Origin of the sequence: Pseudomonas sp. SAR267 (genome assembly GCF_052077595.1) — a bacterium.
GTDB classification, from domain to species: Bacteria; Pseudomonadota; Gammaproteobacteria; order Pseudomonadales; family Pseudomonadaceae; genus Aquipseudomonas; species Aquipseudomonas vlassakiae.
Genome location: NZ_JBQIHU010000001.1, coordinates 736886 through 752095, shown reverse-complemented (window position 1 = coordinate 752095; position 15210 = coordinate 736886). Strand labels below are relative to the sequence as shown.

General features: G+C 64.7%; 15 protein-coding genes and 2 riboswitches. Of the genes, 2 read left to right on the top strand and 13 right to left on the bottom strand.

The window, feature by feature from the left end:
- Nucleotides 1–48 precede the first annotated feature (48 nt).
- The 10 genes from ACTORR_RS03885 to ACTORR_RS03840 form a co-directional block, all read right to left on the bottom strand.
- Nucleotides 49–459, bottom strand: coding sequence for a DUF2946 domain-containing protein (locus ACTORR_RS03885; RefSeq protein ID WP_262108426.1), 411 nt, complete (start codon nucleotides 457–459; stop codon nucleotides 49–51).
- A gap of 64 nt (nucleotides 460–523) precedes the next feature.
- Nucleotides 524–1300: a ParA family protein gene (locus tag ACTORR_RS03880; RefSeq protein WP_099813432.1), complete on the bottom strand. Its 777-nt coding sequence runs from the start codon at nucleotides 1298–1300 to the stop codon at nucleotides 524–526.
- A 141-nt stretch (nucleotides 1301–1441) separates the two neighbouring features.
- On the bottom strand, nucleotides 1442–2461 hold the full coding sequence (uvsE, locus tag ACTORR_RS03875) for a UV DNA damage repair endonuclease UvsE (protein ID WP_313365156.1): 1020 nt from the start codon (nucleotides 2459–2461) through the stop codon (nucleotides 1442–1444).
- Between the two features lie 180 nt (nucleotides 2462–2641).
- The gene (locus tag ACTORR_RS03870) at nucleotides 2642–3121 is read right to left on the bottom strand and encodes a hypothetical protein (protein ID WP_313365157.1); all 480 of its coding nucleotides are present in this window, start codon (nucleotides 3119–3121) and stop codon (nucleotides 2642–2644) included.
- 58 nt (nucleotides 3122–3179) lie between these two features.
- Nucleotides 3180–4529 carry an OprD family porin gene (locus ACTORR_RS03865; RefSeq protein ID WP_313365158.1) on the bottom strand — a complete coding sequence of 450 codons (1350 nt, stop codon included), beginning with the start codon at nucleotides 4527–4529 and terminating at the stop codon, nucleotides 3180–3182.
- Nucleotides 4530–4546: 17 nt separating this feature from the next.
- Nucleotides 4547–5335: an ABC transporter ATP-binding protein gene (locus ACTORR_RS03860; RefSeq protein ID WP_262108420.1), complete on the bottom strand. Its 789-nt coding sequence runs from the start codon at nucleotides 5333–5335 to the stop codon at nucleotides 4547–4549.
- Nucleotides 5332–6348, bottom strand: a complete 1017-nt coding sequence (locus tag ACTORR_RS03855) for a FecCD family ABC transporter permease (protein WP_313365160.1) — start codon at nucleotides 6346–6348, stop codon at nucleotides 5332–5334. The genes ACTORR_RS03860 and ACTORR_RS03855 overlap by 4 nt, the downstream gene beginning before the upstream one ends.
- Nucleotides 6345–7355 (bottom strand): ABC transporter substrate-binding protein, encoded by a 1011-nt coding sequence (locus ACTORR_RS03850; protein WP_313365161.1) that lies wholly within the window; start codon nucleotides 7353–7355, stop codon nucleotides 6345–6347. Before ACTORR_RS03850 ends, ACTORR_RS03855 begins: the two co-directional genes overlap by 4 nt.
- Before the next feature lie 109 nt (nucleotides 7356–7464).
- A riboswitch (cobalamin riboswitch) is annotated at nucleotides 7465–7664 on the bottom strand.
- Between the two features lie 28 nt (nucleotides 7665–7692).
- The gene (locus tag ACTORR_RS03845) at nucleotides 7693–8859 is read right to left on the bottom strand and encodes a DUF1624 domain-containing protein (protein WP_441343550.1); all 1167 of its coding nucleotides are present in this window, start codon (nucleotides 8857–8859) and stop codon (nucleotides 7693–7695) included.
- Nucleotides 8860–9064: 205 nt separating this feature from the next.
- Complete coding sequence (locus ACTORR_RS03840; RefSeq protein ID WP_313365631.1) at nucleotides 9065–11182, bottom strand: TonB-dependent receptor; 2118 nt, start codon at nucleotides 11180–11182, stop codon at nucleotides 9065–9067.
- Nucleotides 11183–11289: 107 nt separating this feature from the next.
- Nucleotides 11290–11495, bottom strand: a riboswitch (cobalamin riboswitch).
- Nucleotides 11496–11654: 159 nt separating this feature from the next.
- Here ACTORR_RS03840 and ACTORR_RS03835 point away from each other — a divergent pair.
- Nucleotides 11655–12401 (top strand): outer membrane beta-barrel protein, encoded by a 747-nt coding sequence (locus ACTORR_RS03835; protein ID WP_054886378.1) that lies wholly within the window; start codon nucleotides 11655–11657, stop codon nucleotides 12399–12401.
- A gap of 57 nt (nucleotides 12402–12458) precedes the next feature.
- On the opposite strand, the gene ACTORR_RS03830 is transcribed toward ACTORR_RS03835, so the two are convergent.
- From ACTORR_RS03830 to lpxO, 3 genes are all read right to left on the bottom strand, one after another.
- The gene (locus ACTORR_RS03830; RefSeq protein ID WP_054886377.1) at nucleotides 12459–13028 is read right to left on the bottom strand and encodes a GNAT family N-acetyltransferase; all 570 of its coding nucleotides are present in this window, start codon (nucleotides 13026–13028) and stop codon (nucleotides 12459–12461) included.
- A gap of 78 nt (nucleotides 13029–13106) precedes the next feature.
- The gene (locus ACTORR_RS03825; RefSeq protein WP_054886376.1) at nucleotides 13107–13451 is read right to left on the bottom strand and encodes a carboxymuconolactone decarboxylase family protein; all 345 of its coding nucleotides are present in this window, start codon (nucleotides 13449–13451) and stop codon (nucleotides 13107–13109) included.
- A gap of 132 nt (nucleotides 13452–13583) precedes the next feature.
- The gene (gene lpxO, locus ACTORR_RS03820; RefSeq protein ID WP_099813441.1) at nucleotides 13584–14483 is read right to left on the bottom strand and encodes a lipid A hydroxylase LpxO; all 900 of its coding nucleotides are present in this window, start codon (nucleotides 14481–14483) and stop codon (nucleotides 13584–13586) included.
- A 157-nt stretch (nucleotides 14484–14640) separates the two neighbouring features.
- Between lpxO and thpR the strand changes: the two genes are divergently transcribed.
- On the top strand, nucleotides 14641–15183 hold the full coding sequence (gene thpR / locus ACTORR_RS03815; RefSeq protein ID WP_099813442.1) for an RNA 2',3'-cyclic phosphodiesterase: 543 nt from the start codon (nucleotides 14641–14643) through the stop codon (nucleotides 15181–15183).
- The last annotated feature ends 27 nt before the right edge of the window (nucleotides 15184–15210 follow it).

Sequence of the window (15210 nt, the reverse complement as noted above, 5' to 3'; positions counted from 1 at the left end):
AAGGTCATGGCTGACGGCGAGCGCGCAGGCAGGCGCGCCCGGCTGAAGTCAGGCGATATGAGTGATGGCTGCGGGGAGGACGACAGGGGGAGCGCGGGGGGTGAGGGCAGGGCGTTGGTAACGGGGCGGCGGTTGCGCCCAACTGCGCACGACGATGGGCGAAGTGGCAGCGGCGTGTGCAGGGCTGAACGACCAGCCGCTGCTGGCCAGCGGCACGGCCAGGCCGAACGAGGAGCATACCGGGCAATCGAGCTGGGCCATGTGCTCGTCGCCACCGGCGCCGTCGAGGTCGATGGCCACGCCGTGCTCGCTGTTGATCGAGCAGAAACCACCTTCCAGGCCGGCCAGGCGCAGGCCGCCCATCTGGCCATGGTGCAGGCCACACAGCAACAGGCTGAACAGGACGCTGGCATAGAGCGTCCAGGCAGTCAGGGTGCGAGTGTGCCGGGTGATTTTCATGGCGGCGAATCTATCACCCGGACGAACGGCAGGGTAGTGCCTGGCCGTGACAGGTTGTCGCAGCTCAGGCAGCGCGTTCGAGCACGTCCAGCAGGTCGACGAATTCCTGCGCGAGCTTGTGGCGTGGCGCCATGTGCACCAACGGTACCGAGACCTGGTGCGACTCGCGCATCTTGATCGAACTGCTCAGGTACACCGGCAGCACCGGCATGCCTTCGGCGCGCAACTGATCGACCAGGGTCTGGTGCAGCGCGGTGCGCCCGGCGAACTGGTTGACCACCACGCCCTCGACCTGCAGCGCCGGGTTGTGGTCCTGGCGTAGCTCTTCGACCTCGGCCATGACGCTGAGCAGCGCCTGGCGCGAGAAGCTGTCGCAGTCGAACGGGATCAGCAGGCGCTCGGCGGCCACCAGGGCACTGAAGGTGTAGAAGTTCAGCGCAGGTGGGGTGTCGATGTAGATCCGCTCATAGTCCTCGCCCAGCTCGGCCAGCAGCTTGCGCAGCTTGTTGATCTTGAACTTGCTTTCCAGCTTGCTCTGCAGGTCGCTGAGGTCGGGGCTGGCGGTCACCAGGTGCAGGTTGTCGTAGCGGGTTTCGCTGATCGCCACGCGGTGCTTCTTGCCAGCGGCGGTGGCCGGCGAGAGGGTCTGGCGGAAGAAGTCGGCGATACCGGCAGGGATGGCGTCGTCGGTCAGCCCGGTGAGGTAATAGGTGGCGTTGGCCTGCGGGTCGAGGTCGACCAGCAATGTGCGATAGCCCTCGGCGGCGCTGGCCGCGGCGAGGTTGCAGGCGATGCTCGACTTGCCCACGCCACCTTTCTGATTGAAAACCACACGACGCATGAGACGCTCATCCATGAAGTGAAAATGTCAGGTTGGGGTCAATCCTATGACTGAAACACGACAGATTTATGACAACGGTTGAAACAGTAGTTAAGTTCATCTTTTTCGAACCGCAAGCGCTCTGTTGCGGTGGTTTTGCGCTCATGGCCGCTCGACATGGCGCCGGTAGAAATCCAGGGTCGCCAGGTTCTTGTCCTTGGCTTCGAACATGATGTCGAAGTGGTCGAGGAACTGCAGGGCGTAGCGGTTGGTCCAGTCGTTCCACATCTGCGCGCTGTGCTGATACAGGTCACGCTTGTTCACCTTCTCCAGCAACGCCGGGATGGTCAGCTTGCGGTCAGCGTCGAAGCCCAGCGCCAGCAAGCTTTCCGGCGGCTGCGAGTAGTGCATGGTCGGCCGCACCCCACGCCAGCTGTCGATGATCCGGGCCACACGCGGGTCGTGCGGGTCGATGTAGTCACCCTCGTGGATCCAGCAGTGGTGGATGTCCAGCACGACTGGCGCAAGGTCGGCCAGTGCCAGGCAGTCGTCGACGCCATAGGTCTTTTCGTCGTTCTCGAAGGTAATCACGTTGCGTGCCACCTGGGACAACCGTGGCCACACCTGGCGCACACCGGCCGCGCCGAGGCGCCCGGCGATATGCACATTGCACTTGAAGTCCTGAAAGCGTTGGCCGAAGCCCATCATGCGGATCATGTCGGCGTGGTATTCGAATTCGGCCAGACTATTTTCCACTACCTCGGGGCGGTCCGAGCCGAGCACGCAGTACTGGCCGGGGTGAAATGACAGGCGCAAATCCTGCTCCCGAGCCAGCTTGCCGATGGCGGCGAAGCCTTCGGCCATCAGGGCCTGGAACTCGCTGTCGCGATAGAGCGGCGCGACGCTGGGGTGGCTGTAGAGCGGCAGCAGGTCGCTACTCAGGCGCACCATGCGCAGCATCGGCGGCAATTCGCTGACGTAGGCCAGCAGGCGCAGTTGGGCATCGAGGTTGTGCTGCACCAGCTCCAGCAGTTTGGCGCGGGCCGTTTCTTCGCTGGCACTGGTCAGCCAGCGCAGCGTGGTGGTGCGCGGATTGAAGGTGCGTTCGATCGCTTCCAGCGCTTTCACCGACAGGCTGCGGTGCGGGTGGCGGTACATGCAGGCGAAGCCCAGGCGGGGCATGGTCGGTCTCCCGATGAGGAATGTTCGTTGGACTCGGTGGCTGCGAGAACGATCACTTCAAGCCTGTTCCGGCCTCTTCGTGGGTAAACCCACAGGGATAGCGTTGCTCTGAAGTTGCGGTGCCTGTGGGAGCGGGTTTACCCGCGAAGAGGCCGCAACAGGCGAAGTATCGATCCAGGTTCAGGAGCCCGATTTTTCCAGGGCTTGCAGGTCATCCTCGACCTGCTGCATGCGCTGCTCGGCCAGGGCCTGGACCTTTGCATCCCGCGCCGTTTCGCGCATCAGGCCGGTGAGTTTGTCGCTCAAACGCTTGCCTTCCTCGGTCTCTTCCAGCGCCTTGGCCTTGGCCGGGTCGTGGGTGGCGGCGACGATGGTGGCGAATTCGGCGTCGCTGAAGTTCTTCTCGCTGTAGAGCTTGTACAGGTCCTGGCGCTGGTCCTCGACGGTGAGGTGTTTGCGCAGGACGTTGCTGATGGTGGCCGCATCCAGCTGCGGGTGGGTGCGCGTGAGCAGTGCAGCCATGCGCTCGATATTGTGGTCGTAGGCCTCCTGCAATGGCAGGTTGGCCAGGATCTGCTGTTCGCGGGTGGGCTTCTGGTCGCAGGCGGCGAGGGCGGCAGTGAGCAGCAGGGGGAGCAGCAACTTCTGGATGCGGGGCATTGGGTGGCCTTGGGCGGGTATTTCCGAGAGGGGGATTATAGCGGTGTCGCAGTGGCTGTCAGAAACCGCCTGGCAACGGCCATTCCACTGCCAGGCGGATCTGATTGCCATCGAGCTCCGCCTGCGCCGTGTTGCCGCGGTGCACGTTGTGCCGCAGCGAGAAGGTGGTGCCCTTGGCCTTGCCGCTCTGCACCACATAGCGTGCCTCCAGGTCACGTTCCCAGTGCTTGCCACCCTTGCCATAACCCAAGTACGCATAGCCGCCGTTGGGGTCGACATGGCTGCCGTCGATATCGAAACCGCGTACATACAGGGCGGTCAGGCTCAGCCCCGGAATGCCGTAGCCGCCCATGTTCAGGTCATAGCGTGCCTGCCATGACTTTTCGTTGGGTGCGTTGAAATCGGACATCTGCACGGCGTTGGCGATGTAGATTGCCCCACGCGTCACGTAGTCGAACGGCGTGTTGCCATCCACTTGCTGCCAGCCGAGGCTGTAGCTGTGCGGGCCCTGGTTGTAGCGTGAGACCAGGCTCCAGGTGGTGTTGTCGATACGCCCGGACAGCGCCTTGCCGGCGTCGGTGGTGCGGTACAGGTTGAGGTCCAGGCTCAGGCTGCGGCGGTCGCCCAGGGCCTGGGTGAAGGTGCTGCCAAGGTAGTGCTGGTTCCAGGTGTCTGCGTAGCGTGAGGTGTACAGGCTGCCACTGAAGGCAGCGCCGGGGTTCCACACCAGGCCGGCGAGGTCGAAGCTGTTGCCCTGGCGGCCATCGGAGTAGTTCACCACGAAGCCCTGGTCGTGGCTGGAGGCGTTGCGGTCGGTGCTTTCGTTGAAGTGGCCGGCGACCAGCTTGAGGGTGTCGTTCTCGCTGCTGGTCAGGAACAAGCCCGTGGCGGTTTCGGGGAGCAGGCGGCTGTCGGAGGAGCTGAACACCGGCGTCTTCACCCGCTGTTCGCCCCAGGACAGCACGGTGTTCGATACCCGCAGCTTCAGCGCCGCGCCGCCCCGGCTGTATGCGTTCTTGGGGTGGCCGTCGTTGTCCAGGCTCAGCAGGCGCGCCTTGCCGGCACGGCCGCCACCGCTGTCGAGCTGCACGCCCTGATAGGCGTGGGCATCGACGCCGACGCCGATCAAGCCCTGGGTGAAACCGGACTGGTACGTGCCCATCAGGCCGTAGGCCCATTCCTCGGCCAGGCCGTTACGTTCGCTGCGTGGCTTATAGGCATTGCGCGCGCCGCTGTTACGCCCGCCGTGCTTGTAGTCACGCTGGTCGTAGACCGTGCGATTGAGGATGCTCCAACTGCTGTCTTCGACAAAACCGCTGCTGTGGGACTGCGCCGAGCCCGCGAAGGCAAATGGGGCCAGGCCTGCCAGTGGCAGGGACAAAAGCACAGCGGCGGGGCGCAACAACATGGCGGGAACGTCCTGGTTCAGGGGGCGCGGAAACGCAGGATGCGTGCGCCGTCGAAGGGGTCGGTGAGGTAGTGGGCATGCACGCCGAAGGTGCTCAGCAGGCGCTCGGGGGTCAGCACCTGCAGCGGCTTGCCGAGGGCTACCAGGCGGCCTTGGTCGAGCACTGCCACACGGTCGCAGGTCAGCGCCTGGTTGAGGTCGTGCAGGGCCACCAGGGTGGTCACCGGCAACGCCTGCACCTGTTGCAGCAGGCTCAGCTGGTGCTGGATGTCGAGGTGGTTGGTCGGTTCGTCGAGCAGCAGTACCTGCGGGCGCTGGGCCAGGGCGCGGGCGATGTGCACGCGCTGGCGCTCGCCGCCGGACAGCGAACTCCAGGACCGTTCACGCAGGTGCGTGGCGTCGAGGTCGGCCAGGGCCTGTTCGACCATGGCCCGGTCTTCGCGGGAAAACGGCGCCAGCGCGGACAGCCAGGGTGTGCGCCCCAGGGCGACGGCGTCGAACACGCTGATCGCGTCGAGGGTGTCGGCCTGTTGCTCGACCAGCGCCAACGCCTGGGCGACGCGCCGGCGCGGCAGGCGCGCCAGGGGCTCGCCGAGCAGCTGCACGTTGCCGCTGCTCGGCGTGCGCAGCCCGGCCAGCAATTTGAGCAGGGACGATTTGCCTGAACCGTTGGGGCCGACGATAGCCAGCGTTTCACCGGCCGCCACGCTGAGGTCGATGTTGCTCAGCACACTGGTGCCTGACAGTTGCAGGCCCAGCCCGCTGCAGGCGAGTGGCGCGACGTGCGCGCTGTTCATGATGTTCATGGGCGCCCCCGGCGGCTGACCAGGATCAGGGCGAACACGGGCGCGCCGATCAATGCGGTGACCACGCCGACTGGAATCACCTGGCCGCCAATCAGCGTGCGCGACAGCACATCGGCAGCAATCAGGAACAACGCGCCGCCCAGCGCGCTGGCCGGCAGCAGGCGGCTATGACCGGGGCCGAGCAGCAGGCGCAGGGCGTGGGGGATGACCAGGCCGACGAAACCGATGGCGCCGACGATCGACACCATCACCGCCGTTACCAGTGCCGCGCAGCTGATCAGCAGCAATTGCGTGCGGCGTACGGCGATGCCCAGCGAAGCTGCCGAGTCGGCGCCGAAAGTGAAGGCATCCAGCGCCCGACGGTGCCAAAGGCACACCGCCAGGCCGAACAGCGCCACGGGCAATGCCTGCCACACCGACGGCCAGCGCACGCCACTGAGGTTGCCCAGCAGCCAGAACAGGATGCCGCGTGCCTGTTCGGCGGTGGCCGACTTGGTGATGAGCAAAGCGGTGATGGCGGTGAACAGTTGGGAGCCGGCAATACCGGCGAGGATGACCTGCGCGTGGTTGTTGCTCGGCCCGGCCGCACGGGCCAGCACCAGCACCAGCAAAAAGGCCGCCAGGGCACCGATGAAGGCGCCGCCGGACATGCTCAGGGCGACGCTGCCCAGGCCCAGCAGGCCAACCAGCACCGCGCCCATCGATGCGCCGGCGGACAGCCCGAGCAGGTAGGGCTCGGCCAGCGGATTGCGCAGCAGCGCCTGGAGGATCACCCCACAGGTCGCCAGCCCCGCCCCGCAAGCGGCAGCGACCAGGGCGCGGGTCAGGCGGTAGTTCCAGACGATGCCGGCGTCGATCGGGTCGACCGGATAGCCGGCCTGCCACAGGTGGTTGGCCAGCACCTGGTAGACCACCTGTGGCGGCAGGTTGGTTTCGCCGATGGCCGTACCGGCCAGCACGGCCGCGAGCAAGGCCAGCAGGGCCAGGGCGCTGTAGGGCAAAGCTTTCATCATGGCGCTGCTTTACCGCTGGCGAAGGCCGCGGACAAGGTCTGCAGGCCGCGGAACAGGCGGATCCCGGCCTGCATGGCGTCGGCGTCGAGGATGATGATGCGGTTGTTCTTTACCGCATCCATCTGCTTCGTCACCGGGTCGTGGCGGAGGAATTCGAGCTTTTTCCGGTAATCATCGGCGGGGTAGCGGCGGCGGTCCATGCGCGCGATGATCAGCCAGGTCGGGTTGGCCTTGGCCAGGGTTTCCCAGCCTACGGTTGGCCATTCTTCAGTCGACTCGACCACGTTGCGCACGCCCAGGGTGCGCAGCATGAAGTCGGCTACGCCCTGGCGGCCCGCAACATAAGGGTCGATGCCGAGGTCGGCGCTGGAGAACCAGAACATTGCCGAAGTCTGCGACAGGTCCTTGCCGGCCAGTTGCTGCCGGGCACCCTCCAGGCGTGCCTTGAGGTCGGCATTGAGCGCGGCACCGCGGTCCTGTACGTCGAAGATCTCGGCCAGCTGGCTGATGCTCTTGTAGATGCTGTCGACCTGGAATGCCTGCAGACGGGTGCCGTCGGCGCCGACCAGGTTGTCCTTGCCTTCACAGTCCGAGGGCAGCAGGTAGGTGGCAATGTTCAGTTCGCGGAACTGTTCACGGGTGGCGACCGCGCCCTGGGCGCCGACCATCCACTCGAACTGCACCGCCACCAGTTGCGGGCGCTTGCCGACCACGGCTTCGAAGCTGGGCTCGTTGTCGGCCAGGCGCGGTACCTTGTCGTTCACTGCCTGGTATTCGGGCAAGACGTTGTTGAACCACAAAGAGGTGCCGGCCAGCTTGTCGCCCAGGCCCAGGGCGTAAAGCATCTCGGTGCCGGCCTGGCCGATGGTGACCGCACGCTCAGGCGCCTGGGCGAAGGTCTGCGGCGCGCTGCAGTTGTCGACGGTCAGCGGGTAAAGGGTGGCCGCAGCCTGAGCCAGGCCGGTGAGGCTCAGGCCGGCGAGCAAGGTGGCGATACGGGGCAGCATGCTGGGCGATCTCCTGTCGGACAGTTCTGGTGAGGAACGCACGGACAGGCATCGCCGCAGCCCTGCACGTGCAGGGGCAAGACGGATGGCCATCCCGGACACCCCGCCGGTTGGTGAATGTAGGCCGGCAGGTCTCCTGACTGGTGCGTCCTCGCCCGGCTCCGGCCTTCCCGGACCAGGTCCAGTGGCATCGATGGAGCAGGCTCGGCACCTACAGTTGCGGGGGCAGTTCCGATTGGCACGCCGGGTTGGGCGGGCCCGGGATTCCCTATTAATTCCGTGGTGGAAACCGGCGGGCGGCATGGTAGACCATCCGGCCGCCGGGTGAAACGCTGAATCAGAAGTACTTCAGCCAGTGGATGTCGCGCCGGCGCGCCTTGAGCCGGGCGAACCAGCGCACCGGCAGGTACAGCGCCGCCGCCAGCAGCAGCGCGGCCAGCCACACCGCGCCGATGCCGTCGAAGCCGAAGTAGTCGCCCTGGTTGAGGCCGAACAGCGCCACACAGGCCAGGTACAGCAGCTTGAGCACATACAGGTGCAGCAAGTAGAAGAACATCGGCGCTGCGCCGAACACCGCCAGGGCGCTGACCCAGCGGGCAAGCCCGGCACGCTCGAAGGCGCGCAGCAACAGCAGGCCGCAACCCAGGGTCAGGGCCAGGAACAGCAGCGAGGGCGGATATTTGGTGATGTTGAAGAAGCTCATCAGCGTCTGGGTGAGCGCCGGGTAGCCGCTCCACGGCGCTTCGCCGTAGCCGTTGTAGAGGCGCAGCACCATGAAGGCGAGCAGGGCGGTGACGCCGGCCATCAGCAGGCGATGCTGGCGCTCGCCGGCATCGCTGCCACGCCCGAACCACGGACCGAGGCCGTAGCCCAGCGCGATCACGCCGATCCACGGCAGCACCGGGTAGGAGGTGCGCAGGCGCAGGTTCTCCGAGACCTCCAGCCAGCCGCGGTCATGCAGGATCGCCCACGGTACATGCAGGGCTGATTGCGCGTCGAAGTGCAGGCCATCGAGCAGATTATGGCCGGCGATGATCAGCGCGCCCACGGCGAGCAGGGCCGGACGCGGCAGCCACACCAGCAGCGACAGGGCGATCATGCTCACGCCGATGGCCCAGATCACTTGCATGTAGACCACGCTCGGTGGCAGCTGGAAGGTCCAGGCGAAGTTGACCAGGGTGAATTCCAGCACCACCAGGAACAGCCCGCGCTTGAACAGAAACGCCGACACATCGCTGCGACCCCGGTACTTCTCGCCATACAGCCAGGCCGACAGGCCGGTGAGCAGGACGAACACCGGTGCGCACAGGTGGGCCAGGGTACGGCTGGCGAACAGCGAAGGGTCGGTGGCATCGATGGCCATCGGGTCGCTGACCTGGCGGTGCAGGAAGAAGGTTTCGCGCACGTGGTCGAGGAGCATGAGCAGGATCACCAGGCCGCGCAGGGCATCGATGCTCTGCAGGCGCTGGGTGAGCAGGGTGGGGGTGGCTGAGGCGCTGGTCATGGAAGGCGGTCGCAAGCAGGAATGAATGTCAAATGAAACGTTATCCTATAACTATTTGGTTGGCTTCTGATAGTGTTTTTTATGTTGCCTGTGCCGGCCTCTTCGCGGGCAAGCCCGCTCCCACAGGTTCACCACCCTTTTCAAATGAGTGGAAATCCTGTGGGAGCGGGCTTGCCCGCGAAGAGGCCGGGACAGGCGGTTCAAGTCAGAAGGTGTAATCCACGGTAGCGAAGTAGGACCTTGGCGCGCCCATCACCCACTGCTCGCCACTGAACACCGATGCCACATACTCCCGGTCGAACAGGTTGTTCACCTGCAACCCCAGCCGAACATCCGGCAGCACCTGCCAGCCGATGTTGGCATCGACCACGGTGTACCCCGGCGCACTCTGGCTATTGGCCGTGTCGGCATAACGCTCATCCACATAGCGTGCGCCAATCCCGGCCTCGACCTGCTGGCCGAAGCCTTTGGTCAACCACAGGTTGGCCGTGCGCCGTGGCACGTTGGCCGGGCGGTTGCCGGCACGGTCCTGGGCTACGCCTTCGACCACTTCGTCGAAATCATCGTACTGCGCCCGCACCAGCGACGCATTGGCCGACAGCTGCCACTGCTGCCCCAGGGCCAGCTCCAGCGACGCCTCCAGGCCGTCGGAGGTCTGCTGCCCGGCCTGTTGCGCCTCGTGGGTGATCGGGTCATCCACCAGCAGCTTGTTCTTGACGATATGGAACGCCGCCAGCGTCCATTCGCCACGGCCTTCCCAGAAGCGCTGCTTGAGGCCCAGCTCGGTCTGCTTCGCCTCGGTCAGGTCGTAGTGCATCTGTGTCGGGCTGAGGCTGACCAGATTATCCACCCCGTCCTCGCTGGTGGAGTACTGACCATACAGCCACAGGTCGTCGGTGACGGCGAACACCAGCCCGGCCCGCCAGTTGCCGCCTTGCAGGCTGCGGTCGCTGCGGCTGCCATCGATCAGGTTGTCGCGGTCGATGTGGTTCTGGTCGCGGCGCACGCCGGTCACCAGCGACAGGCGCTCGGTGAGCTGCAGGCTGTTCTCGGCGAACAGGGCGAAGGTGTGGGTGGTGGACAGTGTTTGCGGGCGTGTTGGCGAGGCGCTGTGGAACCAGCCCGGGGTCGGCTGCCACGGGTCGATGTAGTCGCCGCCGACGTCGTTGTACGGCCGATTGCTGTCGACGTTGAAGCGCACCTTGTTGAATTCGACACCGACCAGCGTCTTGCTGGCCAGGCCGAGCAGGCGGTGGTCGAAGGTGAAGGTCTGGCGGTCACCGATCTGCTCCTGGTTGTGCTTGATCTCCAGGTAGCTCTGGCGCTCCAGTTGCTCGCGGTCGGCGTCCCAGCTGTAGTTCTCGGCATTGCGCCAGTGGCGACGGCTCTTGATGTAGTAGAGCTGGTTGGTGGCGCTGAGCTGGTCATTGATCGCCCAGTCGGTGGTGAAACGGGTCCACTCGTCGTGGTAGCGCTGCACGTCGTTCTGGACGTTGTAGTTGTTCTTGCGCAGGCTGCTGCGGTAATGCCCGTCGATCAGCGGCGTGCCGTAGTAGTTGGCCGGCAGGGCGTCACCGCGCTCATGGGCGAGGGTGAAACTCAGGTCGTCGCTGGCATCGAAACGCAGCGCGGCACTGAGGGCCAGGCTGCGCGAGTCGGTGCGGTCGACCCAACCGTTGCCGGCCTGCTGGTTCAGGGTCAGGCGATAGCTCAGCCGCTCGCTGAGGCTGCCGCCGCTGTCCAGGCCTAGTTGCTGGCGGTCCCAGGAGCCGTAGCCCAGGCGCAGGCGGTTGTGGATGTCGCCAGCGAAGGGTTTTTTCGGGATCACGTTGACCACCGCGCCGGTCGCGCCTTCGCCATAAAGCACCGAAGCCGGGCCGCGGATCACGTCGATCTGCTCGACCATCCACGGGTCGACCGGGAAGGTCTGGGTACCGGCTCCGGTGTACAGGCGCGCGCCGTCGAACAGGGTCATCACCGAGCCATGGCCGGTGAATCCGCGCGCCGACAGGCCTGTACCGCCATCGCCCGGGTTGCCGATGAAGGTGATGCCGGGCGAGCGGGTCACGGCGTCCTGCACGGTGAGGTTGTTGCGTTGTTCGATCTGTGCGGCCGTGATGCTGCTGGTGCTGGCCGGTGTTTCCAGGGCACTGAGGTGCAGCCGTGAACCGGCCTCGGTCGGCGTGGCCAGGTCGACGCGCTGTGGGTCACGGGTATCGGTGATGGCCGTGGAGGGGAGGTTCAGCACAGGTTCGTCGGCCAGGGCCGGCAGGGTAACGGCCAGGCAGGCCGCCAGGGGGTGAAGCTTGATGAGTCGGGACATGTCGTTCCACTGCTGCAGGAATGAATGGATCCCGGTGGAAAACACGCAAAGGCGCACCCCGTACGCAGGCGCACGCGGATACCGGCCTGCGCCCGCCCACCGCGGGTTGCCAAGTGACGCTTCAGGCCGGTCTCCGGGCTTGCGAGGGTCATGAGTCCTTCACCTTCCCATGCTGGTGCACAGTGGTGTGTCGAAGGCATCGCTCGCTTACCGTTGCGGGGGCAGCGCCGGACTTGTCGTGGACCACGACGCACCGGCTTCCCGTTTCACCCTGCGCACGGCGGCGCAGGACACCTGAAACTGCCGCGTATCTGAACATCCCGACACTGCCTCGTCAAATGTCGCAGCATCGGAAAATAACGGCGAATCAGTTCTTTAAGAGTACTCCCTGAATTTTTTTCGAACTTTTCTGCGCGGCGTTGCCTCGAAGCGCTCGTTAGTCATTCGTATTACTGTCATGGAGACTTCAGGTATGTTCACCCGTAATCTGCTTCGCCAATCCTGCCTCCTCGCTTTGCTCGGCAGCCCATTGTTGGCAAGCGCTGCGCCCAGCACTGAGCCGCTGTTCAGCGTCGGCCTGTTGGGTGCATACAACAAATTCAAGTTCGAAGGTGGCAGTGATTCCGACAAGGAGCACATGGGCCAAGGTGGTGTGTTTGCCACGTTCGGTAACAAGCTCACCGCTGAATCGGGCTTCATCTACCAAGCCGGCGTCGAAGCCAAATACGGCAAGAAGAACGACGACAAGCTCAAGGAGGCGCAAGCCGACCTTGACCTTGGCTGGCGCGCGGCGCTGGATGCGCGCAACTTCGTCGATGTCATCGTGGGCGGTGGCTACAGCTGGACCCGCTTCGAGCCCGAGATCAACGACCTCGATACCAAGCTCACCTACAAATCGCCCTTCGCCAAGGCGGCGCTGGGCTACAACCATCAGTTCGATGCATCCACCTTGCGTGTGGAAGTGGGCGCGCGTCACACCATCGACGGGCGTGCACGGTTGAAGGTGGATGATTTTGGCAGCGACACGGTGGACATGAAAGACCGTACCAACCCTTATGCCGAAGTCACGCTGCTGATGAACCAGCAGGGCGGCATGCCGGTGCAGGCGGGCGTGTATTACACCCGCACCGAGTACAAGCTCGATGAGGATTCGCCAGTGGCGGACAACACCAAGCTCAAGCGTGACGAATTTGGCTTCAAGGTTGGCCTGGCCTTCTGAGACAGCGTTGAGCAGGATCGGCCTTTTCGCGCTTCAGTCGCGAAAAGGCCTTACCGGCTAGCGCCCACGTCGGCGCGACACCCGAGCCTCGATGTTTTTGCGCCCGATCAGCAGCGCTGGCTTCTCCACCACCGGCTCATCGGCCAGCCACTTGTACATCACCAGGCAGTCGACCAACCCCAGGCGCGCGTGGCGATAGGCCTTGGGCAGGCGGCCCACGGTCTCGAAGCCGAGCCGGGTCCACAGCGCCACCGCCACCTCGTTGCTCGCCACCACCGAATTGAACTGCAACGCCAGGAAGCCCTCCTGGCGTGCCAGCTTCTGCGAGTGCTCGCACATCAGCCGGGCCACACCACGGCCACGGGCGGCCTCGCAGACCATGTAGCCGCAGTTGCCGACATGGGCGCCGGGGCCTGCGGCGTTGGCCTTGAGGTAGTAGGAACCGAGCAGCGCGCCGTCTTCCTCGGCCACCAATGTGTGCAGTGGCTGTTGCAGCCACAGCTGGCGAGCTTGCTCGACGGTCAGCTCGGGGTCGAAGGCGTAGGTTTCGCGGGCCTGGACGATGGCCTGGAAGGTCGGCCAGAAACGCTCGAAATCGTCGGGCGTCATGGGGCGAATGTGGATCATGGCGGTTCCTGCAATGGCTAGGCCGCCAAGTCTGGGTGGCGCGGCGCCGTCGCGCAAGGGCGGCGACGCCGTCGGGCTTCAGCCGTTGGCCTTGCCCACCGCATCCAGGGCGCGGGCCGAGTAGACCAGTGCGGCCCCGGCATTCATCGCCACGGCTACACCCAGCGCCTCGGCGATCTCCTCACGGGTGGCGCCGTGCTTGACGGCTTGCTGTGAGTGCACGGCGATGCAGCCGTCGCAGCGGGTGGTGACGGCCACGGCCAGGGAGATCAGTTCGCGGGTCTTGGCGTCCAGGTGGTTGGTCTTGGCACCCGCGCCGCTGGCGGTCATGTAGCCGGCCACGGTGTCGGGGGACAATTGCTTGAGATCGCCGATGCCGGCCATCAACTGCTTACGGTAGGCGTCCCAGTCCATCATGCTCATCGTCTTCACCTTGGTAAGGTTGCGAGTGGAGCTTTCATGCTAGTCGAAGCGCGGGAGGCGAGACTTGTACTTTAGTGCTGGCCAGCATTGAGCGGCCAGAAAAGGCCGCTTCTGCAATGGCCAACGTGTCGGTCAGATATAGACGAACACCAGCACCAGGGCGGCGACCACCAACCACTTCTCCAGGTAGTAGCGCATGCGGTTGCGCTTCTTCAGCGCCTTGCCACGTTCGCGGATCTTGTAGATGCGGGTGAACAGGCGGTTGATGCCGCCGGTCTTGTCGCCGGCGTCGTTGGGCGCTGCGGCGGCGGCCATGACGTTGCGGCTGAACCAGCGGTTGAACGCGGTGGCCCAGCGGTACTTCAGCGGGCGTTCGATGTCGCAGAACAGGATGATGCGGTTGTGCTCGGTGGTGTTGGCCGCGTAGTGGATGTAGGTCTCGTCGAAGACCACGCCCTCGCCGTCGCGCCAGGAGTATTTCTCGCCGTCCACATCGATGTAGCAACCGTCATCGTTCGGCGTGTCCAGGCCGAGGTGGAAGCGGTACGAGCCGGCATACGGGTCACGGTGACGGACCAGCTTGGCACCCGGTGGCAGGGTAGCGAACATCGCCGCCTTGACCGTGCCGATGCCTTGCAGCAGCTCGGTGGTGCGCGGGCACAGGGTCATCGCCGAGGGGTGGCTTTCGCCGTACCACTTCAGGTAGAAGCGCTTCCAGCCGGTCTTGAAGAACGAATTGAAACCGACGTCGTCATAATTGTCGGACTTCTTGATCTCGCCCACGTGCAGCAGCTGCTGGCCTTCGGCACGGATCTCCTGCCAGTGGTCCATCAGTGGCTGCAGTTCGGGGAACGCCTCGACCGGCAGATAAGGCTTGGCCGGGTGCTTGGAGAACAGGTACAGGAAGCTGTTGACCGGGGCCAGGAAGCTGGAATGGTCGCCCAGCTGACGGGTCAGCTTGTGGCGTACCCGACCGCGCAGGTGAACATAGGCGATCGAGAGGACGAAGATCAGTACGAGTGCGATTTTCATGGACGTTTACTTGTCGAAAAATGGCCATGCGCCATGGCATAAGCTCGCCAGCATAAACAATCATGGGGGCAGTTTGTACTTATTGTTACGTTAATGCGGGGCGACATTGGTGTAAGGCCCTTAAGCGTGAAAAAACGTTTCACGTGATGGAGTTCACATGATTCAGGACATTCGCCCGAGTGGCACCCCATTCAAAAGGTTGTTTTTCGCCTTGCCGGTCAGCGACGCCCAACGCCGTGCGATCAGCCAGTGGCGGCGTGGCCTGAACCTGCGCAGTGGCAAGCCGGTACCGAGCGAAAACTTCCACCTGACCTTGCTGTTTCTCGGTGATGTGGATGCGGCGCAGGTGCCGGCCATCTGCGCGGCGGTGGACAACCTGGCGCGGCCGGTTGCGCCGTTGCGCCTGCTGCTGGACCAGCTGAATACCTGGCAGCGCGCCAATGTGCTGGTGCTGGAGCCGCAGGAAACCCCCGCCGCCTTGCGCCAGTTGGTCTATGGCTTGCAGCAGGCGTTGTTGCCGATGGGCTTCGAAGAACAGGCCCGCGAGTACCGTCCGCACCTGACGCTGTCACGGGACTTTCGTGGCCAGGCCCCGGAGGCGGCCGTAGCGCCCGAGTTCCCTCTCAGCGCCCGGCATTTCACTCTGTACGAATCGCGCAAGGGCCGTTACTGGCCGCTGGCGCAGTGGCCGCTGGCGTAATAGCTCGGCTCGTTTCCAGAGGTTGAT